The organism is Mycobacterium riyadhense, from assembly GCF_963853645.1.
Taxonomy (GTDB): domain Bacteria; phylum Actinomycetota; class Actinomycetes; order Mycobacteriales; family Mycobacteriaceae; genus Mycobacterium; species Mycobacterium riyadhense.
In genome coordinates, this window is sequence record NZ_OY970456.1 from 4,995,237 (window position 1) to 5,018,528 (window position 23,292).

The 23,292-nt window shown below is 67.3% G+C and carries 16 protein-coding genes and 2 pseudogenes; 11 read left to right on the forward strand and 7 right to left on the reverse strand.

From position 1 onward, the window contains the following. Positions 1–107 precede the first annotated feature (107 nt). Positions 108–4,253: a PecA family PE domain-processing aspartic protease gene (locus tag AADZ78_RS21940; protein WP_204806542.1), complete on the reverse strand. Its 4,146-nt coding sequence runs from the start codon at positions 4,251–4,253 to the stop codon at positions 108–110. Positions 4,254–4,462: 209 nt separating this feature from the next. Here AADZ78_RS21940 and AADZ78_RS21950 point away from each other — a divergent pair, with 209 nt between their 5' ends. From AADZ78_RS21950 to AADZ78_RS22000, 11 genes and pseudogenes are all read left to right on the forward strand, one after another. Continuing rightward, on the forward strand, positions 4,463–6,166 hold the full coding sequence (locus AADZ78_RS21950) for an acyclic terpene utilization AtuA family protein (RefSeq protein WP_085253112.1): 1,704 nt from the start codon (positions 4,463–4,465) through the stop codon (positions 6,164–6,166). Continuing rightward, positions 6,163–7,311, forward strand: a complete 1,149-nt coding sequence (locus tag AADZ78_RS21955; protein ID WP_085253111.1) for an acyl-CoA dehydrogenase family protein — start codon at positions 6,163–6,165, stop codon at positions 7,309–7,311. Before AADZ78_RS21950 ends, AADZ78_RS21955 begins: the two co-directional genes overlap by 4 nt. Positions 7,312–7,399: 88 nt before the next feature. Further along, positions 7,400–8,989 (forward strand): acyl-CoA carboxylase subunit beta, encoded by a 1,590-nt coding sequence (locus AADZ78_RS21960; RefSeq protein WP_139829053.1) that lies wholly within the window; start codon positions 7,400–7,402, stop codon positions 8,987–8,989. Positions 8,990–8,994: 5 nt separating this feature from the next. Next, positions 8,995–11,034, forward strand: coding sequence for an acetyl/propionyl/methylcrotonyl-CoA carboxylase subunit alpha (locus AADZ78_RS21965; RefSeq protein WP_085253110.1), 2,040 nt, complete (start codon positions 8,995–8,997; stop codon positions 11,032–11,034). Continuing rightward, a complete protein-coding gene (locus AADZ78_RS21970) occupies positions 11,031–12,197 on the forward strand; it encodes an acyl-CoA dehydrogenase family protein (RefSeq protein WP_085253109.1) in 1,167 nt (388 codons plus the stop codon). Before AADZ78_RS21965 ends, AADZ78_RS21970 begins: the two co-directional genes overlap by 4 nt. Before the next feature lie 10 nt (positions 12,198–12,207). Further along, positions 12,208–12,435 (forward strand): annotated as a pseudogene (locus AADZ78_RS21975) (enoyl-CoA hydratase-related protein); the annotation flags it as partial. Between the two features lie 189 nt (positions 12,436–12,624). Beyond that, positions 12,625–13,266, forward strand: a pseudogene (locus AADZ78_RS21980) (enoyl-CoA hydratase family protein); the annotation flags it as partial. A gap of 89 nt (positions 13,267–13,355) precedes the next feature. Further along, positions 13,356–13,958: a DUF1707 SHOCT-like domain-containing protein gene (locus tag AADZ78_RS21985; RefSeq protein WP_085253107.1), complete on the forward strand. Its 603-nt coding sequence runs from the start codon at positions 13,356–13,358 to the stop codon at positions 13,956–13,958. A 107-nt stretch (positions 13,959–14,065) separates the two neighbouring features. Continuing rightward, positions 14,066–14,356, forward strand: coding sequence for a hypothetical protein (locus AADZ78_RS21990; RefSeq protein ID WP_085253106.1), 291 nt, complete (start codon positions 14,066–14,068; stop codon positions 14,354–14,356). Further along, positions 14,353–16,047, forward strand: coding sequence for an alpha/beta hydrolase (locus AADZ78_RS21995; RefSeq protein WP_085253105.1), 1,695 nt, complete (start codon positions 14,353–14,355; stop codon positions 16,045–16,047). The genes AADZ78_RS21990 and AADZ78_RS21995 overlap by 4 nt, the downstream gene beginning before the upstream one ends. Further along, positions 16,044–16,706 (forward strand): LppA family lipoprotein, encoded by a 663-nt coding sequence (locus tag AADZ78_RS22000; RefSeq protein ID WP_085253104.1) that lies wholly within the window; start codon positions 16,044–16,046, stop codon positions 16,704–16,706. Before AADZ78_RS21995 ends, AADZ78_RS22000 begins: the two co-directional genes overlap by 4 nt. Before the next feature lie 25 nt (positions 16,707–16,731). Here AADZ78_RS22000 and AADZ78_RS22005 read toward each other — a convergent pair whose 3' ends face one another. The 6 genes from AADZ78_RS22005 to purN form a co-directional block, all read right to left on the reverse strand. Continuing rightward, positions 16,732–17,115: a type II toxin-antitoxin system VapC family toxin gene (locus AADZ78_RS22005; RefSeq protein ID WP_085253103.1), complete on the reverse strand. Its 384-nt coding sequence runs from the start codon at positions 17,113–17,115 to the stop codon at positions 16,732–16,734. Continuing rightward, positions 17,112–17,333 carry an antitoxin gene (locus tag AADZ78_RS22010; RefSeq protein WP_085253102.1) on the reverse strand — a complete coding sequence of 74 codons (222 nt, stop codon included), beginning with the start codon at positions 17,331–17,333 and terminating at the stop codon, positions 17,112–17,114. The genes AADZ78_RS22005 and AADZ78_RS22010 overlap by 4 nt, the downstream gene beginning before the upstream one ends. A 166-nt stretch (positions 17,334–17,499) precedes the next feature. Further along, positions 17,500–19,536 (reverse strand): VWA domain-containing protein, encoded by a 2,037-nt coding sequence (locus tag AADZ78_RS22015; RefSeq protein ID WP_085253101.1) that lies wholly within the window; start codon positions 19,534–19,536, stop codon positions 17,500–17,502. Beyond that, positions 19,529–20,914, reverse strand: a complete 1,386-nt coding sequence (locus tag AADZ78_RS22020; RefSeq protein ID WP_085253100.1) for a sigma 54-interacting transcriptional regulator — start codon at positions 20,912–20,914, stop codon at positions 19,529–19,531. The genes AADZ78_RS22015 and AADZ78_RS22020 overlap by 8 nt, the downstream gene beginning before the upstream one ends. Before the next feature lie 103 nt (positions 20,915–21,017). Further along, positions 21,018–22,586, reverse strand: a complete 1,569-nt coding sequence (gene purH / locus AADZ78_RS22025; RefSeq protein ID WP_085253099.1) for a bifunctional phosphoribosylaminoimidazolecarboxamide formyltransferase/IMP cyclohydrolase — start codon at positions 22,584–22,586, stop codon at positions 21,018–21,020. Further along, positions 22,583–23,212, reverse strand: coding sequence for a phosphoribosylglycinamide formyltransferase (gene purN / locus AADZ78_RS22030; protein ID WP_085253098.1), 630 nt, complete (start codon positions 23,210–23,212; stop codon positions 22,583–22,585). Before purN ends, purH begins: the two co-directional genes overlap by 4 nt. Positions 23,213–23,292: the final 80 nt, after the last annotated feature.

Consider the following 23,292-nt stretch of genomic DNA (forward strand, 5'->3'; position numbering starts at 1 on the left):
TCTTCCTCTTGTGTAGGAGCTTCCGCGCGCACGTGGGCACGGCGACAATCGCATCGAGGATACCCGTTGGACACGGCCCAGCCCAATTGCGGGCTGCGGGGTGACCGTCAGTTAAAGGTTGTCGTCCCGATGGCGGTGGGGCTGTAGCTGATGTACACAGGTTGCTGCGCGAACGGGATGTACCCGGTATTCATCACGCCGCCCGAGGTAACAAATGGGCTGTTTGACCCGGTCGTCGTGTACGAGTACAGCAGCGTCTGGCCGTCGCTGGTGTAGACCGAAATTGTCGTTCCGGCCGGCACGAATCCCCCCGAAGGCAGGCCTGCAAGGGATGACGGGATGGTTCCATTGATACCGCCCGAGTCGAACATCACGGGAGCGGTCTGTAGAGCCCCGCCATTGATCTGTACGGCGACGTTGGCGATCGGGGCTCCGGAAACCGTGATACCGCCTGGCAATGTATTGGGACCAAACTGCACCACGCCCGCGGATTCGTTGATCAGCACACCATTGTTGAGCAGCCCTGGCAACGCCGTGATTATGGAGCTGGTGCCGGGGAATCCGTTATTGGGTCCGATACCCAAGACGCCAACCGCACCGGATCTCGACAAAAATTCACTGAGAGTTCCCGGCGACGACGACGTGACGACGTTAACGCCGGTCGGTAAAGTGACGAGGCCATTCCCGAAACTCAACGTCGTCGAGTACGTGTTGTAGTTGTAAGTCAGCCCGCCGGCGTAACCGGCGGTACCCGACCCGATGACAGGGCCGAGGTTCTGCGTCAGGAACGTGTTGTCCAGAACGAGACCGGTGGACCCGGTGTCAAGCAGCACCGGCACCATCTGTCCGCCGTTGATGGAGATGAATACCACCGGCTCGGTGGTATTCACGATCTGCAGCGGAATGGTGGCGTTTGTCAAAGTGGTGCTGCCCGCCGCCGTGCCGCCCGTGGCGCCGTTGAGGCCGGTGCTGCCGTTGTGGCCGCCGAGCAGAGTGCCGAGCCCGCCGGTGCCGCCGGCGCCGTTGGTCCCGAACGTGCCGTTTATGCCACCGCTGCCACCGTTGCCACCGTTGCCGCCATTGCCGCCGTCGGCGCCGTTGCCGCCGGCGCCCCCAGTGCCGCCAAAGCCGGCGGCGCCGCCAGCACCACCCTCACCGGCGTTTGCGCCGACACCACCGGTGCCGCCCTCGCCGCCGTAAGAGCCGGAACCATTGGCGAAGGTGGCAGTGCCGCCGTGTCCGGCGTTCGCGCCGTCGCCGCCTTGGCCCGCGTCGCCTCCGCGACCGCCGTCGGCACCGGCCCCGCCAGTACCGCCGGTGCCGCCGTTGCCGCCAACGCCGCCCGCGCCGCCGTCGCCGCCGTTGTTGGCTTGGGCGTTGAAGTTGCCGCTGGCATCACCGCCGGGGCCGCCGTCACCGCCTAGGCCGCCTTGGCCCCCGGTACCGCCGGCGAAGCCGGTGTCGCCCTGCCCGCCGTCGCCACCAGCGCCTGCGACGCCGCCGGCCCCGCCCGCACCGCCGGTCCCGATCGGCAGCCCTTTCGGCGCGGGCTGCTGGTAGTAGCCACTACCGGGCGCGCCGCCCGCCCCAGCCGCCCCGCCGGCGCCTCCGGCGCCGCCATCGCCCCCGGCGCTGCCGATGCCGGTGCCGCCGTCGCCGCCGCCGCCGCCAGCGCCGCCATTGCCGCCCGCACCGCCGTCGCCGTTGGAGCCGAACAACCCGTGCCAGTCCTCGTCGAGGTTGGGTGGGCTAGCCGCGCCGCCTTGACCGCCTTGACCGCCGGCACCGCCGTTACCTCCGGCGAAGCCGGGGTTGCCGCCGGCCAGGCCGTTGTCGCCGGCGCCTCCGGCGCCGCCATCGCCGCCGTCGCCCCCGGCGCCGCCGCTGCCGAAGAAGACGCCGGCAGCAGCGGAGGCTTCTCTGCTGGAGCCCAGGCCGGGGCTGCCACCGGCACCGCCGTTACCGCCGTCGCCGCCGCTGCCACCGAGGCCGCCGGCGCTGTTGATGCCCGCCCCGCCGTTAGTGCCCTGGCCGCCGGCGCCGCCGTCGCCGCCGTTGCCGCCGCTGCCGCTGACGGTGTTCACGCCGCCGTCGCCGCCGATGCCGCCCGTACCGCCGGCGCCGGCGTTGCCGCCGTCGCCGCCGTCGCCGCCGTTGCCGTTGGCGGTGGCCACGCCGCCGTTGCCACCGCCGCCGCCGTCGCCGCCGTCGCCGGCGGCCCCGCCCTTACTGCCGTTGCCACCGTTGCCGCCGATGCCGCCCGCACCCCCGGCGCCGCCGGAACCCGCGGTGCCCGCGGTCCCGGAGCCATTACCGGCCTGCCCACCGGTGCCGCCACTGCCGCCTTGTCCGCCGTCGCCACCAGCGTGTCCGACGCTAGTGGCGGTGCCGGCGGCGCCGGTACCGCCGCCGCCGCCGGCGCCGCCGGTACCGCCTTGCCCGCCATCGCCGTTGGTGCCGCCGCCAGCGGCTGCACCGCCCGTGCCACCGGCGCCACCGCTGCCGCCGCTACCGCCGGCGCCGGCGATGACGCCCAAGCCGCCGCTGCCGCCGGCGCCGCCAGTGCCGCCAGCCCCGCCGGATCCGGCGCTGCCCGCCACCCCTTGGATGGAGCCCGCACCGCCGCCGCCGGCGTCGCCGCCGGTGCCCCCGGGCCCGCCGTCGCCGCCTCCACCACCCGCCACGCCGGCGTTGCCGCTGTTGTCGATGCCGGCGCCGCCCTGGCCGCCCTGGCCGCCGACGCCACCGGCGCCGCCCTGCCCTCCCGCACCCTGGCTGCCGCCGATCCCGACACCGGCAGCGCCGCCGGCCCCGCCGTCGCCACCCGCACCGCCGGCCGCGCCCTGCTCACCGTTTCCGCCGCCGGCCGCCCCGGCCTCACCTGGGCCGCCTGCCCCGCCGGTGCCACCCACGCCACCTTGCCCGCCGGAGCCGGCAGTGCCGGTCGCCCCTTGGATAGCGCCGGTACCGCCGGCCCCGGCCGCCCCGCCGGTGCCGCCAACCCCGCCAGCGCCGCCAGCACCGCCGGCCACCCCGACGTTGCCGCTGTTGTCGCTGCCGGCACCGCCTTGGCCGCCCTGGCCGCCGAGCCCGCCCATGCCGCCCTGACCGCCCACACCCAGTGCACCACCGGCCCCGCCGGTGCCGCCAGCTCCGCCGGCACCGCCTTGGGTGCCTTGGCCGCCTTGGCCGCCGTCGACACCGCTGACGCCCACAACGCCCTGAGCGCCTTGGCCGCCGGTGCCGCCTTGGCCGCCGGCCCCGCCGCCGCCCGCGGCGCCGTCGACCCCGCCGGTGCCGCCGCTGCCGGCGCTGCCGCCTAGACCGGCGGCCCCGCCGGTGCCGCCCGCGCCGCCGTCACCGGCGCCGGAGCCGGTGTCCGCTGCGCCAACACCGCCTTGGCCGCCCTGACCGCCGGTACCGCCAGCACCACCGTTCCCGTTGATCCCCACAGTGCCGAACAAGGCCGAGCCTTGGCCACCCGCCCCGCCCGCACCCCCGAGGCCGCCGCCGCCCCCGAGACCACCAATACCCCCGGTGGGATTGGTGCCGGCGACACCGACGCCACCCATCCCACCGGAGCCCCCGAGGCCGCCGGCGCCACCCTGGCCGCCAGCACCACCGTTGCCGTACAAGATCCCGCCGTTGCCGCCGTTGCCGCCGGCCCCGCCGATGCCGCCGATGCCGCCGTTGCCGCCGTTGGCCCCGGAAAGGCCCGCCATGCCCGCGGCGCCGACCGCGCCGGCCCCACCGGCACCGCCGTTGCCCCCGTTGCCCAACAGCCCCGCGTCACCGCCCCGGCCTCCCGGCTGCCCGGCGGCGCCTGACCCGCCGTTGCCGCCGTTGCCCCACAAAATCCCGCCGGCCCCGCCGTTTTGGCCGGTGCCCGGCGCGCCGTTGGCGCCGTCGCCGATCAGCGGGCGACCCAGCAACAAGTTGGTGGGCGCGTTGATCAGACCCAGCACGTTGGCGTTAGCTGCCTCGGCGGCCGCATACAAATTTCCCGCGCTATTCAGCGCCTGTACGAATTGCTCGTGGAAGGTCGCCGCCTGTGCGCTGAGCGACTGATAGCCCTGCCCGTAGCTCGAGAACAGCGACGCGATGGCCGCCGACACCTCGTCGCCGGCGGCGGGCATCAATGCCGTGGTCCGGGCCGCCGCCATCGCATCGGCCTCGGCGATCATGGACGCAATATCGTCCAGATCCGAAGCCATCGACAGCAGCGTCGGCGGTGCTGTAATCACGAAGGACATTTCAGTGACCTCTCGGCAGACACCCGGCGCGCTGTCGCGAAAACGGACTCTACTCCGACGGACGGCACAAAACGGACCCTTTCTGGAGCCTCCAGGAGCCGATCCGCACCGATAGCGCACAGGTCCCTGTGGCGTAACGCGGCGATGCTAACCTACCGGTTGGTTGGTTGGTCGCGTTACCGAACAGTCCCAATGAAGAGAGGACGTGCATGGCTCCCGTTTCCAGTGCCGCGCGTATCGCCAACTGCTCGGGCTTTTATGGCGACCGGCTGTCAGCCATGCGCGAAATGCTCACCGGCGGCGAACTGGACTACATCACCGGGGACTACCTGGCCGAACTGACCATGCTGATCCTCGGCCGGGACCGGATGAAAAACCCCGACCGGGGCTACGCCAAGACCTTCCTGACCCAACTCGAGGACTGCCTCGGGCTGGCCTGCGACCGCGGGGTGCGCATCGTCGCCAACGCCGGCGGGCTAAATCCCGCCGGGCTGGCCGACGCGATACGGGCGCTGGCCGAGCGGTTGGGCATCCCGGCACGCATCGCCCACGTCGAAGGCGACGACCTGCAGCCCCGCGCGGCCGAACTCGGTCTCGGCACACCGCTCACCGCGAACGCATACCTCGGCGCGTGGGGCATCGTCGACTGCCTCAACGCCGGCGCCGACGTCGTCGTTACCGGCCGGGTCACCGACGCCTCGGTGATCGTCGGGTCCGCCGCCGCGCACTTCGGCTGGGGGCGCACCGACTACGACCAGCTCGCCGGCGCCGTGGTGGCCGGGCACGTCATCGAATGCGGCGTCCAGGCCACCGGTGGCAACTACGCCTTCTTCACCGAAATCCCGGATCTGAGCTACGCTGGTTTCCCCCTAGCGGAGGTGCATGCAGACGGCTCCGCGGTGATCACCAAGCATCCGGGCACCGGGGGCCTGGTCAGCGTCGACACCGTCACCGCGCAGCTGCTCTACGAGATCACCGGCGCTCGCTATGCCAACCCGGATGTGACCGCGCGCATGGACACCGTCGAGCTGTCCGATGACGGCCCAGACCGGGTCCGGATCAGCGGTGTGGTGGGCGAGCCGCCGCCGCCCACGCTGAAGGTGTCGCTGAACAGCATCGGCGGATTCCGCAACACCATGACTTTCGTGTTGACCGGCCTGGACATCGAGGCCAAGGCCGACTTGGTGCGACGGCAGCTGGAATCCAGCTTGACCGTCAAGCCCGCCGAGCTGGAATGGACCCTGGCCCGCACCGACCACGCCGACGCCGACACCGAAGAAGCCGCCAGCGCGTTGCTGCGCTGCGTCGTCCGCGATCCCGACCCGGCGAACGTGGGCCGCCAATTCTCTTCGGCGGCAGTCGAATTGGCCCTGGCCAGCTATCCCGGGTTCACTGTCACCGCCCCGCCCGGGGACGGTCAGGTGTACGGCGTGTTCACCCCCGGCTACGTCGACGCCGTCAAGGTGCCGCACATCGCCGTGCATCCCGACGGCACTCGCGTCGAGATTCCCTGCGCCACCGAGACTTTAGAGCTGGCACTGGCCACGGCGCCGCCGTTACCCGAACCACTACCCGCCGGCCCGACCCGGCGCGCGCCGCTGGGCCTGATCGCCGGAGCTCGTAGCGGCGACAAGGGCGGCTCGGCCAACGTCGGTGTCTGGGTCCGCACCGCGGAGCAGTGGCGCTGGCTGGCCAACACCCTGACGGTCGAGCTGCTCAAGAAGCTGCTTCCCGAAACGGCCGAGCTTGAGGTCACCCGCCACGTGCTGCCTAACTTGCGGGCGCTGAACTTCGTCATTGAGGGAATACTCGGCCAAGGCGTCGCCTACCAAGCGAGATTCGATCCGCAAGCCAAGGGGCTGGGCGAATGGTTGCGCAGCCGACACGTCGACATTCCGGAGAGCCTTTTGTGAGCATTTGGAACACACCCGAGCGCGACCAGCTGCGAAAGACGGTGCGCGCGTTCACCGAACGCGAGATTCTGCCCAACGTCGACGAGTGGGAGCGCACCGGCGACCTGCCGCGCGAGCTGCACCGGCGCGCTGGGGCCACCGGCCTGCTAGGCGTGGGCATGCCAGAAGCGGCCGGCGGTGGCGGCGGCGACGGCGCCGACTCGGTGATCGTCTGCGAAGAGGCGCATCAGGCCGGCATGCCCGGAGGGGTTTGGGCATCGTTATTCACCTGCGGCATCGCGGTGCCGCATATGATCGCCTCCGGCGATGAGCGGCAGATCGAGACGTATGTGCGGCCCACGCTGGCCGGCGAGAGGATCGGCGCGCTGGCCATCACCGAACCCGGCGGCGGCTCCGATGTCGGACATCTGCGGACCGCGGCCGTATCGGATGGCCATGACTACGTGATCAACGGCGCCAAGACCTACATCACCTCCGGGGTTCGCGCCGACTACGTCGTCACCGCGGTACGCACGGGAGGGCCGGGCGCAGCGGGGGTTTCGCTGATTGTGGTCGAGAAGGGCACTGCCGGCTTTGAGGTCACCCGCAAGCTGGACAAGATGGGCTGGCGGTCCTCCGACACCGCCGAGTTGTCCTACACCGACGTGCGGGTGCCGAAAGCCAATCTCGTCGGCGCCGAGAACAGTGGATTCGCCCAGATCGCCCAGGCGTTCGTCTCCGAACGCATCGGCATGGCCGCGCAGGCGTATTCGAGCGCACAACGGTGCCTGGACATCACGGCGCAGTGGTGCCGCGACCGGGAGACGTTCGGCCGGCCGCTGATCTCCCGGCAATCGGTGCAGAACACGCTGGCCGAGATGGCCCGGCGCATCGACGTCGCCCGGGTGTACTCGCGCCACGTGGTGGAGCGTCAGGTCGCCGGCGAGACGGACCTCATCGCGCAGGTCTGCTTCGCCAAGAACACCGCCGTCAAGGCCGGCGAATGGGTCGCCCACCAAGCTGTTCAGCTGTTCGGCGGGATGGGATACATGGCCGAGTCCGAAATAGAACGCCAGTACCGGGACATGAGAATTCTGGGCATTGGCGGTGGAACCACCGAAATCCTCACCGCACTGGCCGCCAAACGTCTGGGGTATCAATCGTGATTGCACCGCCTCCTCCTCATCGCTCCGTCCCCCTCGCCGCTCCGCGGCTGGGGGTGCCCCCACTGCATCGTCGGCGGTGGTCGTGACCGTGCTGAAGTCCACTCTCGATCCGAAGGCCGCGGCCTTCGCCGATGCCGCGTCGGCGGCCACCGCACGGCTCGACGAGATCGACGCCGAACTCGCCAAGGCGCTTGCCGGCGGCGGGCCGAAATACGTCGAGCGTCACCACGCCCGCGGCAAGCTGACGCCGCGGGAGCGCATCGAGCTGCTCGTCGACCCCGACTCCCCCTTTCTCGAACTGAGCCCGTTGGCGGCGTACGGGACCGCGTTCACGGTCGGCGCCAGCCTGGTTACCGGAATCGGCGCGATCTCCGGCGTGGAGTGCATGATCGTCGCCAACGACCCCACGGTCAAGGGCGGCACCAGCAACCCGTGGACACTACGAAAGATATTGCGGGCCAAGCAGATCGCCTTACAAAACCGACTTCCGGTGGTCTCGCTGGTGGAGTCCGGCGGGGCGGACCTGCCCACCCAGAAGGAGATCTTCATACCCGGCGGGCAGATGTTCCGCGATCTGACGCGCCTCTCGGCGGCCGGGATCCCCACCATTGCACTGGTATTCGGCAACTCCACCGCGGGTGGGGCGTACGTGCCCGGCATGTCCGATCACGTGGTGATGATCAAGGAACGCTCGAAGGTCTTCCTTGCTGGTCCCCCGCTGGTGAAGATGGCCACCGGCGAGGAGTCCGACGACGAATCACTGGGTGGCGCCGAAATGCACGCCCGCATATCGGGTTTGGCTGACTATTTCGCTCTCGACGAGCTCGATGCGATCCGGATTGGACGCCGCATTGTGGCGCGGTTGAACTGGGTCAAGCAGGGGCCCACGCCCAGGCCGGTCACCGAGCCGTTGTTCGATGCCGAGGAATTGATCGGCATCGTCCCCGCGGACCTGCGCATCCCGTTCGACCCGCGCGAGGTGATCGCCCGCATTGTCGACGGCTCCGAATTCGACGAGTTCAAGCCGTTGTACGGGTCGTCGCTGGTGACGGGGTGGGCCCAGTTGCACGGCTACCCGCTGGGCATCCTTGCCAATGCTCGGGGCGTGCTGTTCAGCGAGGAATCACAGAAGGCCACGCAGTTTATTCAGCTGGCCAACCGCTCCGACACACCGTTGTTGTTCCTGCACAACACCACCGGCTACATGGTGGGCAAGGAGTACGAAGAAGGCGGCATGATCAAGCACGGCTCGATGATGATCAACGCCGTGTCCAACTCCACCGTGCCGCACATCGCGCTGTTGATCGGCGCATCCTACGGCGCGGGCCACTACGGCATGTGCGGGCGCGCCTACGATCCCCGGTTCCTATTCGCCTGGCCGAGCGCCAAGTCGGCGGTGATGGGCGGCGCCCAGTTGTCGGGGGTGCTGTCGATCGTGGCCCGGGCAGCCGCCGAAGCTCGCGGGCAGCAGGTGGACGAGGCCGCGGACGCCGCGATGCGGGCCGCCGTCGAGGGCCAGATCGAAGCCGAGTCGCTGCCACTCGTCCTGTCCGGGATGCTCTACGACGATGGGGTGATCGACCCGCGCGACACCCGCACCGTGCTGGGAATGTGTTTGTCCGCCATCGCCAATGGCCCGATCAAGGGGACGTCGAACTTCGGCGTCTTCAGGATGTGAAGCCCATGTCAATCACTCGAGTACTGGTGGCTAACCGTGGCGAGATCGCCCGACGGGTGTTCGCCACCTGCCGCCGGCTGGGCCTAAGCACGGTCGCCGTCTATACCGACCCCGACGCCGGCGCGCCGCACGTCGCCGAGGCCGACGCCAGGGTGCGACTGGCGAAGACGAATGACTACCTCAACGCCGAGGCGCTTATCGCGGCCGCTCGCGCCGCCGGCGCCGACGCCGTGCACCCCGGGTACGGATTTCTCTCGGAGAACGCCGAATTCGCGGTGGCGGTGACCGAGGCGGGGCTGATCTGGGTGGGGCCGCCGGTGGAGGCGGTGCGGGCGATGGGCTCCAAGATCGAGTCCAAGAAGCTCATGTCCGCCGCTGGGGTGCCGGTGCTCGAAGAACTCGATCCCGACACGGTCACCGATGCGCAGCTGCCGGTCCTGGTGAAGGCGTCGGCGGGCGGCGGTGGCCGCGGGATGCGGGTGGTTCACGAATTGTCGGCCCTGCCAGCCGAAGTCGCCGCGGCCCAGCGCGAAGCACAGTCGGCATTCGGCGACCCAACGGTGTTCTGCGAGCGTTACCTGCCCACCGGGCATCATGTCGAGGTTCAGGTCATCGCAGACACCCACGGAACCGTGTGGGCCGTCGGGGAGCGGGAATGCTCCATTCAGCGCCGCCACCAGAAGATCATCGAAGAGGCGCCGTCACCGTTGGTGGAGCGCATACCGGGCATGCGCGCCAAGTTGTTCGACGCGGCCAGGTTGGCCGCCGAAGCGATTGGCTACACCGGTGCCGGGACGGTGGAATTTCTCGCCGATGATGACGGCGAGTTCTACTTCCTGGAGATGAACACCCGGCTGCAGGTCGAGCACCCGGTCACCGAGGAGACCACCGGGCTCGATCTCGTCGAACTGCAGCTCATGATTGCTGAGGGCGGCCGACTCGATACGGAACCTCCTGCTGCCCAAGGCTATTCGATCGAGGCCCGGCTCTATGCCGAGGACCCTGCGCGTGGCTGGCAGCCGCAGGCCGGCCTGATGCACACGATCGAGGTTCCGGGGGTTCGGGCGCAGTTCGAAACCCTGGGACGGCGCACCGGGATCCGGCTGGACTCGGGTGTCGTCGACGGTTCCACGGTGTCGATCCACTACGACCCGATGCTGGCCAAGGTCATCTCCTATGCTCCGACGCGGCGGCAGGCCGCGCTGGTGCTCGCCGACGCACTGGCCCGCGCCCGCCTGCACGGCCTGCGCACCAACCGCGAACTCTTGGTCAACGTGCTGCGCCATCAGGCATTCCTCGACGGCGCCACCGACACGGGCTTCTTCGACACGCACAGTTTGGCGGAGCTGTCGGCGCCGCTGGCCAATCCCGCAACCGTCCGGTTGTCAGCCATCGCCGCCGCCCTTGCCGACGCCGCGCACAACCGGACCGTCGCCAGAGTCTTTGGCTCGATTCCCAGCGGCTGGCGCAATCTACCGTCGGGCTACCAGGGCAAAACGTACCGTGACGATCGCGACACCGACCACATAGTCGAATACCGTTTCACTAGAACCGGATTAGAGCTGCCTGGTGTCGAGACGGTGCAACTGGTCTCGTCCACGTTCGACCAGGTCGTGCTGACCGCAGACGGGGTCGACCACCGCTTCGCCGTCGCACGCTGCGACCAAGATGTATACGTCGATTCGGCACTTGGCCCGGTACACCTGGTCGCGCTGCCCCGCTTCCCAGAACCGGGTTCGGCCGTCGCGCAAGGGTCGCTGGTGGCCCCCATGCCCGGCAGCGTCATCCGGATCGGCGCCGAGGTCGGCGACACCGTCACCGCCGGCCAGCCGTTGATCTGGCTGGAGGCGATGAAGATGGAACACACCATCGCCGCGCCTGCCGACGGTGTGCTCACCCAGGTCAACGTCAACACCGGCCAACAGGTCGAAGTGGGCGCCATTCTCGGAGTGATCGCAAGCGCGGCGCAGCCGGGTGCAGCCGGTCACGACCATCCAGACCCGGCACGAGTGGAAGCGTCAGAAGCAAAAGGAGATTCACAGTGACAGACACCAGCTTCATCGAAAGCGAAGAACGCCAGGCGCTGCGCAAGTCGGTAGTCGCGTGGGTGTCCAACTACGGCGCCGAGTACTACCTGGAGAAGGCGCGCAAGCACGAACACACCGACGAGTTGTGGGCCGAGGCAGGCAAACTCGGCTTCCTCGGAGTGAACCTGCCGGAAGAGTACGGCGGCGGTGGCGCAGGAATGTACGAGCTGTCACTGGTCATGGAGGAGATGGCGGCCGCCGGCAGCGCTTTGCTTCTGATGGTGGTGTCCCCCGCCATCAACGGAACCATCATCAGCAAGTTCGGTACTGACGAACAAAAGAAGCGCTGGATTCCCGGCATCGCCGACGGCTCCTTGACGATGGCGTTCGCCATCACCGAGCCCGACGCCGGCTCCAACTCGCACAAGATCACGACGACCGCACGTCGTGACGGCAGTGACTGGATCATCAAGGGCCAGAAGGTATTTATCTCCGGCATCGACCAGGCGCAGGCGGTGCTGGTGGTCGGTCGCAGCGAGGAAGCCAAGACCGGCAACCTGCGCCCGGCGCTGTTCGTGGTGCCCACCGACGCGCCCGGGTTCACCTACACCCCGATCGACATGGAACTGGTCAGCCCCGAGCGCCAGTTCCAGGTCTTCCTCGACGACGTCCGGCTACCCAGCGACGCGCTCGTCGGAGCCGAAGACGCTGCCATCGCACAACTTTTCGCGGGCCTGAACCCCGAGCGCATCATGGGTGCGGCCAGCGCTGTGGGGATGGGGCGGTTCGCGCTCGGCAGGGCCGTCGACTACGTCAAGACCCGCAGGGTCTGGTCCACCCCCATCGGCGCGCACCAGGGACTGTCACATCCGTTGGCGCAGTGCCACATCGAGGTCGAGCTGGCCAAGCTGATGATGCAGAAGGCCGCGACGCTCTACGACCACGGCGATGACGGCGGCGCTGCCCAAGCGGCCAACATGGCGAAATACGCCGCGGCCGAGGCGTCCTCACGCGCCGTCGACCAGGCCGTACAGTCCATGGGCGGCAACGGGCTGACCCAGGAGTACGGCGTGGCCGCCATGATGACCTCGGCCCGCTTGGCGCGGATCGCGCCGATCAGTCGCGAGATGGTGCTGAACTTCGTCGCGCAAACCTCGCTGGGCCTGCCCCGGTCCTACTGAAGCCTCACAGATGGAAAACCTCGTCGAGTATGCGGGCCCGGCCGAGTCCGGCGCCCCGATGGCCCGGTTGACGCTGAATTCGCCGCACAACCGCAACGCGCTGTCCAGCACGCTGATCAGCCAACTGCACCAGGGACTACGGGAAGCAGCCGCGGATCCGGCGGTGCGCGCGGTGGTGCTCGGCCATACCGGCGGCACGTTCTGTGCGGGAGCGGACTTGAGCGAGGCCAGCGGTGGTGACCCACGTGGCGATCGCGAGGGCGGCGTAGCCGGGCGAAGCGGGTCGCCACCATCTGCACGTGGCGATCGCGAGGGCGGCGTAGCCGGGCGAAGCGGGTCGCCACCATCGGCACGTGGCGATCGCGAGGGCGGCGTAGCCGGGCGAAGCGGGTCGCCACCATCGGCACGTGGCGATCGCGAGGGCGGCGTAGCCGGGCGAAGCGGGTCGCCACCATCGGCACGTGGCGATCGCGAGGGCGGCGTAGCCGGGCGAAGCGGGTCGCCACTATCGACATTCGACATGGCCGTGGCGCGGGCGCGGGAAATGACCACGCTGCTGCGCGCCATGGTCTCCTCGCCGCTGCCGGTGATCGGCGCCATTAACGGGCATGTCCGGGCCGGCGGCTTCGGTCTGGTCGGTGCCTGCGACATCGTGGTCGCCGGCCCACGCAGTACCTTCGCGCTGACTGAGGCCCGGATTGGCGTGGCCCCGGCGATCATCTCGCTCACTTTGCTGCCCAAGTTGTCGCCCCGCGCAGCGGCCCGTTATTACCTGACCGGCGAAAAGTTCGGCGCCAGCGAAGCCGCCGACATCGGATTGGTGACAATGGCAGCCGACGATGTGGACGCCGCGGTGGCCGCGGTGGTCGCCGACGTGGGACGCGGTTCACCGCAAGGGCTGGCGGCGTCGAAGGCGCTGACCACCGCCGCAATACTCGAAGGATTCGACCGCGATGCCGAACGGCTCACCGAGGAGTCGGCCCGGCTGTTTGTTTCCGACGAGGCGCGCGAAGGCATGCTGGCCTTCTTGCAGAAACGTGCTCCCAGCTGGGCACCCGCTGGCCAGTAGCGGTGCGGTGGGCCAGGGGTGCCGGAGGAAGGTTGCAGTTTAGCCAACCCCTCTTGCAGCAAAATCTCTACGTCGTACGCTCGTGGGTGATGAGCAACTCAGCGCAACGTGACGCGAAGGAAGCGCGCGATCAGTCTTCGCGTGCGGCCGACACCGATCGCATCCAAATTGCGCAATTGTTGGCCTACGCGGCCGAGCAGGGCCGCTTGGAGCTGAACGAGTACGAAGACCGGCTTGCAAGGGCCTATGCCGCAACGACGTATCAGGAATTGGATCGGCTGCGGGCCGACCTTCCGGATTCGCCGGTCAACCCCCGCCGGGGCGGCAAGTGCAATCCGGCGCCGTCCACGCTGCTGCTGGCCCTCATGAGTGGGTTCGAGCGACGCGGCCGATGGAATGTGCCGAAGAAGCTCACGACCGTCACGCTCTGGGGCAGCGGGGTGGTGGATCTGCGCTACGCCGACTTCACCTCTACCGAAGTCGACATCCGTGCGTACTCGATCATGGGTGTGCAGAACATCCTGCTACCGCCCGAAGTCAACGTCGAAATCCACGGCCGCGGTCTGATGGGTGGCTTCGACCGCGACGTCGTGGGCGATGGCACACCGGGTGCGCCGACCGTGAAGATTCGCGGCTTCTCACTGTGGGGCGGTGTGGGCATCAAGCGGAAGGCCCGCAGGCCCCGCAAGTAACGCCGAGCAGGCGCAAAAGCCCCGGGCACGCGGAGCGTGCGGGGGCTTTTGCGTCTGCTCGGCGCAGTGAGTGGCCCGCCTTGTAGACGGCTGTAATACTCCGCCCCATGGAAGTGGGGTTACGAGCTATTCCCGGTCTGCTATGCCATGTGGGTAATGAGCTTGCCAACCATGGCGCGTCGCTGGTGGCCTTACAACAGTCCTGCCATGATGCGGCTCAAGGAGCGCACGCGGGTTGGGTTGGGTCGTCGGCGAACGCGTTGTCGGGACTGCTCGACCGATGGGCCAGGATCAGTGCCGCTCACCGCGACCGCTTCGGCGAACATTCCTACGGCATGCGATACGCCGCTGTGAGTTTCACCGAGATGGAGCAGCGCAACGCCATGTCACTGCGATGACGTTGACTCTGGCCGATATTGAGCGCTGGGATCCCGCGGCGATCAGAGCCGTGTTCGATGCCGCGATCAAGCGCTCACACGGCGCCCGCACCGCGTCCGCCGCACTTGGTGAAACCATGCGGATGCTCGATTTCGGCGGCGATGCCGCCGAAGCGGCGCATGCGGAAACGCAACGCACGACGCTTATCCTCGACACCCACGTCGACGCCTGCGAGGCGGTCGGTCGGGCGGCGGAAAAGTCGGCTGAGGAGGTCGCTGCGATCAAGTTGCGCCTGCAGACAATCCGCGAGACCGCTCAGGATTTTCACCTGACAATCAACAACGCGACCGGTGCGGTGTCTCCGCCGACGAACTTGGTGTCGTTCTCGCCTGGCGATCAGCGCGTCATCCTTGACGAAGCGGTCCGGTTGACCGAAAGCATTAACCGGCTTTTGGCTGACGCCGAGTGGGCCGATGAGGATTTGGCGGCCGCGATTCGTGGCGCCGACGGAGATCTGTCACCCGAGCAGGTCGATGCTCAACTCAGCCACGAGCTACCCAAGATGCCGCAGGTGCCACCACCAGGCAGCGATCCCGAGGCGGTCGAAAAGTGGTGGCATGCACTGACCCCGGGCCAGCAGGATCGGGTCAAAGAGTGGTTCCCCAATGCCGTCCGCAACCTCGACGGCATCCCGACCGATATCCGCAGCGAACTCAACATGCCTGTGCTGCAACGCGAAATCATTCGGCTGCAGCACGGCTGGTTAGACCGCAATGGTGTGTGGCACACCGACCCCGAGAAGTTGGCAGACTTGCACGCGCTACGAGATGCGCTTGCCGCGAACCCCGGCACCAGTCTGATCCTGCTGGACACCACTGGTAATCCGCGAAAAGCGTTGGCGGCAGTCGGAATTGGCGATGTCGACAATGCCGAACGGGTCGGCGTCACCGTGGGTGGCCTTAATACCAGGGCGAGCTCAAGTGTGGGGGATATGGTCCGGGAAGCCGAAGCACAGCGTAACAAGGCGAGCGACCTGCGCAAATACGCGGGCACACCAAATTACGATGCAGTCGCGTCGATTGTGTGGCTAGGGTATGACGCACCCGACAGTCTCAAAGACGTGACCCACGACTGGCTCGCACGCGACGCCGCAGGGCCACTCAACAGGTTCTATAGGGGGCTAGCCGCTGCCGCGAATGTCTCGGATAAGCACATCACGGCGTTCGGCCACTCCTATGGGTCGCTCGTGACCAGTCTTGCGCTGCAGCAGGGTGCGCCGGTGAGCGACGTCGTACTGTACGGTTCCCCAGGCACCGAGCTGACCAACGTCTCACAGCTGGGCGTTCAACCGGGGCGTGCCTACTACATGATCGGCGTGAATGACCATGTGTCCGATATCATTCCCGATTTCGGTGCATTCGGTGCTGCGCCGCAGCAGCTGCCTGGAATGACTGAACTATCGACCAGTACCGGGCGAGCCCCAGGGGGCGAATATGGCGACGGCCAAGTTCATGAGCGGGCCTATGGTCACTCCGAATACGCACGCATGGGCAGCAACGGGCAACTACGCATGAGCGGTTACAACTTGGCAGCGGTGTTGGCCGGGCTGCCCGATGACCTCATCACCCCTCGAGCGGTGGGCGTGGATACGCTTCCCGGCGGGTCCGGCCCTTACGAAATACCCCCTCCGATCCCGGTTCACCACGAATGAGCCGAGCACACTGCGCCGTGGCCGCTGGGCTGTTGAGCATATCTTTGCTGCTCGGCGGCTGTATCAAGCCGACAACACTTAACCCCTACGCCAATCCCGGACGCGATGAACTAGATCGCTTGCAGAAGATCGTCAACGGCCGACCCGATCTGGAAAGGGTCGAACGGCAACTAGCCGAGCTGGACGCGGCGATTCGCGCGGCGATCGCGAAATATTCACCGCAGACTCAGTTCTCAAGCACTGCAATCATCCATCCGACCAAAGGATGCAAGGATCCGTTCAACCGCACCATCGGCAAGCAGGAAGAGAGCGATCATTTCTTCGGTGAACCGGCACCCAATAACGAACAATGGGTGCAGATTGTTACCGAGCTGGCACCGGTGTTCTCGGCTGCGGGCTTTCGGTCAAATGATTCCGCGCCCGCCGTACCGCCAAAAACGGGTGCGCCCAACGACTCTCAGATCCGCGATGACGGCGCCTTGATCAACTTGGTGAACCACGGAAAGTTGGTGGATTACAACTACGACACCGGCTGCCGCCTTCCCGCGGCGTGGCGCACCGCTCCGCCACCGCCGGATATGCGTCCCGCGAACGACCCCAACGTGCACTACCCATACTTGTACGGACCGCCCGGCGGCCGAAATGTCGACGCGTACTGAAGAGCCTCGAGCGTAAGCCCGACTGCTACCTGGGCACGACCGTAATCGCGCACCGAGCTTGATTGGAGTTGCTGAGCCGAGCGTCCGCGGTGACTAGCGCACAATCGAGGGTTTCCGCCAGAGCGACGTAGCTGGCGTCATATGCGGACAGGTTCTCGCGGATTTCCCAGATCCGTTCGAAGAGGCCGACTACCGGATAGCGAGTCACTGCGAGGCGGCGCCACGTTTGTAGTGCACTCCATCCGTCGGCCGCGCCAAGCCGATTCCGTTGAACTAGCCTGCGGAGTCCGCTTGCGACTTCCGAATCGATGAGATGCGGGGCGTGTAGGGGCGCGGAAGCGATCAATTGTCGAGCTTGTCCAGCGTTGAGCAGAGCGGCCAGCGCGGCCGAGGCGTCAACTACGATCATCGACCGGCGCGCTCGGCGTCGATACCTGCGACCAGTTCAGTCGTGTCGATCCCGATGTCAGGGAGGTCCGCGAGAAGCGCGGGATGGTCAGCGCGTCGGGACGCCTCGGCGAGCTCACGTATCGCAATCGCGGAGACCGACGTCTTGGCGCGTTGGGCGAGGCGCTCAAGTCGTTCGACGACGTCATCAGGCACATTGCGCAGATAAAGCGTCCTCATGTGCGTGATGCTAGCGCACTGCTAGCATCACGCAAGCAACCTGCCAGCACGTTGTCCTGAGCACCCAAACCGGCCACATCCCGCGAAACACCCGACCCAACAGCCTTCCGAGGAGACCGCGTCAACGCACTGAGCAATCAAGCGGCCGAACTGTGCGAAGCGTCGCCTACCGTCGCCGTCGCCGCGACCGCAGGTAGTCGCCCACCACGGCCGCACCGAGCCCGTCGAGATCAGGCACCACGACGCGTCCCTCGACTCGGCGCGCGACCTGGTCGATGAACCGCGCCAAGCCAGGGTCACTGCCCAACCGGAAGATCGTTACCTGCGCGCCCAGCCGGGCCATGTCGTCGAATCCGCGCACGGTGTGGGCGATCGTCCGCGGATGCGGCGGGTAGTCGAAAAACACCGACGAACCGTCACCGTCAAAGTCCTCCAGGTGAGCGGTCGGCTCACCGTCGGTCACCACCAGCACAACGGGCTGCGCGTTGGGGTGCCGGCGCAGATGCCGACCCGCTAACGCCAGCGCGTGATGCAGGTTGGTGCCCTGCTCGTAGACGCCCTCCAAACCCGTCAGCTCCGCGGCTGTCACCGTCCGCGCATATCGGCCAAATGCAATGATCTGCAACGCATCCGAGCGGAACCGCGTGCACACCAGATGATTGAGCGCCAGCGCCGTACGCTTCATCGGCAGCCAGCGATTCTCCATCACCATCGAAAATGAGGTATCCACCAACAGCGCAACCGCCGCCTGCGTGCGGGTCTCGGTCTCGGAGACTTCCACGTCGTCGACGGTGATGTGAATGGCCGAACCCGGGCCGTCCGCTGAACTTCCCGCCTGCCGCAGCACCGCATTGGTCAGCGTGCGCGAGATGTGCCACGGCTCGGTGTCGCCGAACTGCCAGGGACGAGTCGCCCCGGTCAGCTCGCCGGCCGCACCCGCACGCCGGTGATCGCGTTCGCCGTGGCGACCGGAAAGCTGTTGCACCACATCACGTAAAGCCGTCTCACCGAGCCTACGCATCGCCTTTGGCGACAGGCGCCACTGGCCGTCGGAACCGCGATCCAGAAAACCTTGATTGACCAACGCGCGTTCCAATTCGGCCAAAGTTCGGGCATCAATGGCGGCCTGGTCGCCGAGCTGGCGTGCCAGCGCGTCCAGATCGACGTCGTCCATGGTGGCACCCGGATAGCTTTGCGACAGCTGCTCGGCCAGCTGCTCCAGCTCACCGATGTCGGCCAGCGCTTGGGTGCCCTCGCCCATGCCGAACGGATTGTCGCCGGAGAACTGCTCGGATCCGGTCCAGTCTTCAGCCGGACGCGCGGTCTGCAGATGCGCGTCGAGCCGGCTGAGCGACTGCATCAGCCTAGGGGATCCAAATGCCTGCTGCGCCAAGGCATCCAGTTCGTCACGCTGTTCCTGGGTAAGGCTGTTACGAAATCGCTGCGCGGCGGCGGCGCGCTTGGCCAGCGAGTCCAGCAGTTCCTCGACATTGCGCGGGTTCTCCGGGAAGAACTCGCCGTGCTTGTTCATGAAGTCTTGAAAATCCTGCGGGGTGTCTTCGCCGCGCGCGTGTTTGTCCAGCAGGTCGTTGAGGTCGTCCAGCATGTCGTTGACGCGCTGGCGATCCTCGTCGGTGGCACGTGAAAGTGCCTGCTTCATCCCGGCGAACCGTTGGTCGAGCAGCTCGCGGCCCAGCAAATCTTGAATCTGCTCATACTTTTCGCGGGCTTCCCCGCTGCGCCAGCTGTAATCGGACAGCTCCTGGACGGCTTTGGCCGGCGACGCCGGAAGCGCATCCAGCCGCAGTTCACCGAAGCGGGCGTCGTCGTCCAGGGCGCGCGCCAGCTCCTTGCGTTCGGCCAGCACCGCCTCGTCGAGCAGCTTCTTGATCTCCTGCAGAGTGCCGTCTAAGTTATTGCGGCGCAACAACTCCCGTCGACGTCTGTTCGCCTCTGCCGCCAGCCGGTCGGCACCGGTCAAGTTCTTGGTGCCGCGCCGCAGTAGCTCGGACAGGGCCCGCCGCGGCGAGGTGCCCGCCATGACGTCCTGCCCGATCTGTTCGAGCGCATCCCGCAGATCCACCGGCGGCGCCAGCGGGTCGGGTCCGCCGGTATACGCCGAGTAGCGTGACGAATGCGCTCGTGACGATCGCAAGCGCGGCGAAGCCGGGCGCAGCGGGTCGTCACCATCAGACTTAGCCATAAACGGTTTGGCCCTCCCCGGATACCTTGTCGATTCGCTTCGCGAGGTACAACGCCTCCAAAGCAAGCTCCAGCGCCGCGGCTCGCTCCCCCTCCGATTCGGCGCCCAGTTTTCGCGCGATACGGTCCACGACCGGCAACCCTGGTACCGCGGCCAGCACATCCTTGGCCGACACCCGCTCACCCGTCGTCACCACGGAACCGCCCTCGACGGCGGCCACCAGCGAGCCGACGTCGATGCCGCCGAGCACTCGCGACGCGGTATCGGCGGTCGCACGCCGCAACAGATGCTCGAGCACGGCCTGTTCGCGACCCTCCTCACCGGACTCGAACTCCAGCTTGCCGCGCAGCACGTCGATCACCGTGTCCAGATCGACCACCCGGGCCACCGGATCCGTCTCCCCCAATACCGCGCCGCGGTGCCGGGCCGCGGCGGCGACGGTCTCCGCGGCCGCGATGGCGAACCGAGCCGACACCCCGGATCGCTGGTCGATCGAGCGGGATTCCCGCAGGTACCGGGCAAATCGCGCGATCACCTGGTTCAGGTAGTCGGGTACCTGCGCGCTCAGGTGCGCCTCCTGGGCGATGAGGTCCATTTCCGCCTCCAACTCCAGGGGGTAATGGGTGCGGATCTCGGCGCCGAACCTGTCCTTGAGCGGGGTAATGATGCGACCGCGGTTGGTGTAGTCCTCGGGGTTGGCGCTGGCGACAACGAGTACGTCGAGGGGCAATCTAAGCGTGTAACCGCGGACCTGGATGTCGCGCTCCTCCATGACGTTGAGCATCGACACCTGAATGCGCTCGGCGAGGTCGGGCAGCTCGTTGACCGCGACGATGCCGCGGTGCGCACGCGGGATGAGCCCGTAGGCGATGGTCTCGGGGTCCCCCAGGCTGCGGCCCTCGGCGACCTTGATCGGATCGATGTCGCCGACCAGGTCGGCGACGCTGGTGTCGGGTGTGGCCAGCTTCTCGGTGTAACGCTCGCTACGGTGCTTCCACTTGACCGGCAGGTTGTCGCCGAGCTCGTAGGTCCGCCGGATGGATTCCGGCGTGATCGGCGTATAAGGGTGCTCGCCCAGTTCGGCTCCGTCGATCACCGGTGTCCACTCGTCGAGCAGCCCGGCCAGCGCCCTTAGTAGCCGGGTTTTGCCCTGGCCGCGTTCGCCGAGCAGCACGAAGTCATGCCCCGCGATCAGTGCGCGTTCTACCTGGGGTATCACGGTGTCGTCGAAGCCCACGATGCCTGGCCACATATCATCGCCCTCGGCTAGAGCGGTGAGCAGATTTTCCCGGATTTCCTGCTTAACCCCCCGTTCGCGATGACCGGCGGCACGGAGCTCACCGGCGGTGCGGGGCAGGTTATTCGGCGAAGTCACCACTCCACGCTACGACGCCGCCCTTTCTTCTGGTGACGAGAGTGAATTTCACATCACACTTTTCGGCGTGTCACGTCGTGGAATTCACTGTCGCGCTAGTGGGCCGCTAGTGGGCGAAGTGGCGAGCGCCCGTCAGGTAGAGAGTGATCCCGGCGTTGGCCGCCGCATCGGTCACCTCTTCGTCGCGCACCGAGCCTCCCGGGTGCACGATCGCCTTGACACCGGCGGCGGCCAGCGTCTGCAAACCGTCGGGGAATGGGAAGAACGCGTCGGATGCCGCGACGGCGCCGTCAACCCGGTTGCCGCCACGTTCGACGGCCAGCCGGGCCGCGTCGACGCGATTGACCTGACCCATGCCGACCCCGACGGTCGCGCCGTCGGCGACGATCACGATGGCATTCGACTTGACAGCGCGACACGCCCGCCAGGCGAACACCAGGTCGGTCAATGTCGCCGGGTCGGCCGGCGATCCGGTCGCGAGTGTCCAATTCGCCGGATTGTCGCCGTGCGCGTCGAGTTCGTCGCGCTGCTGCATCAGCAATCCCCCGCTGATCGGGCGCAGCTCGGTGCCCCCGGTCAGCGGCTCGGAGGCCACCAACACCCGGATGTTCTTTTTGCGGGTCAGCAGATCAAGAGCGCCCGGCGCGTAGGCCGGCGCGACGATCACTTCGGTGAAGATGGTGCCCACGTACTCCGCCATCTCGGCGCTGACCTCGGTGTTGGCCGCGATCACTCCACCGTAGGCGCTCAGCGGATCGCATTCGTGGGCCTTGCGATGTGCGTCGGCAACCGACACCGATGAGATCGCGATGCCGCACGGGTTGGCGTGCTTGATGATTGCCACACACGTCTGTTCGTGGTCGAAAGCCGCTCGCCAGGCCGCGTCCGCGTCGGTGAAGTTGTTGTAGGACATGTCTTTTCCGTGCAGCTGCTCGGCCTGCGCCAGGCCCGGCCAGGCGCCCGGGTCGCTGTACAGCGCCGCCTGCTGGTGCGGGTTCTCGCCGTAGCGCAACATCGCCGTGCGGCGCCAGTTTCTGGCGAACCACCGCGGAAAAGACGCCTCGGGATGTTCGGGCGCCAGGGTCGACTGCATCCAACTCGCGACCGCGATGTCGTACTCCGCGGTGTGCTGAAATGCCAGCGACGCCAGCCTTTTCCGCTCGGCGAGGGTAAATCCGCCGTTGCGTACCGCGGCCAGCACCCCCTCATACCCGAGCGGGTCGGTCACCACGGCGACGCTGGGATGATTTTTCGCCGCCGCCCGCACCATCGAGGGGCCGCCGATGTCGATCTGCTCGACGCATTCGTCGATGCCCGCGCCGGATTCGACGGTCTGGCTAAACGGATACAGGTTGACCACGACCAGTTCGAACGCCGCAATCCCGAGCTGCTGCAGCGCTGCGGCATGCTCTGGCTTGCGCAGGTCAGCCAGCAGCCCGGCATGCACTCGCGGGTGCAGTGTTTTGACTCGGCCATCAAGGACCTCGGGGAAGCCAGTGAGCTCCTCCACCGGAGTCACCGGAATCCCTTTGCTGGCAATTGTTTTCGCCGTTGAGCCGGTCGAGACGATATCGACACCAGCCGCGGCTAGGCCTTGGGCAAGCTCGACCAGCCCGGTCTTGTCGTACACGCTGATCAACGCGCGCCGGATCGGCCTTCTCGCCTCGTCGGTCATCCTAAGGTCGCCTTTCGTCCGTTCACCGTCATTCCGCCGGTCGCGATCGCGGCCACCACGTCCACCAGCAGCCGCCGTTCGATGACCTTAATGCGTTCATGCAACGTTGCATCGTCGTCACCGTCGAGCACTGGAACGGGTTGCTGCGCCAATATCGGCCCGGTGTCCGTGCCGGCATCCACCAGGTGCACGGTACAACCGGTGACCTTCACGCCGTAGGCCAGTGCTTCGGCCACTCCATGCGCACCCGGGAACGCCGGCAGCAACGCGGGATGGGTATTGATGATGCGCCCGTAGAAATGTGAAAGAAATTGCGGTCCAAGTATTTTCATGAATCCCGCGGACACGATAAGGTCGGGCGAGTGCGCCGCGGTGGCGTCGGTGATGGCGGCGTCCCAGGCGTCGCGGTCCGAATAGTCCTTGAGCCGCACGGTAAAGACCGGCAGTGCAGCCTTAGCAGCGATCTCGGTGGCCCGGCAGTCGCGATCCACACCGACGGCGACGACCCGGGCCGGGTAGTCGCCGACGGCTGCGTCGATCAATGAGTTCAGCAGCGAACCCGTACCCGATGCCAGTACCACCAGCCGCGCGGGTGCACTCGGGGGCACACGGAGCGGTTCCTGCACACGGGCGAGCCTAGTCTGGCGACGATGCCGGCCGCGCGAGCGGCCGGAGGAGGAGGCGACAATCGAGCCTAGTCTGGCGA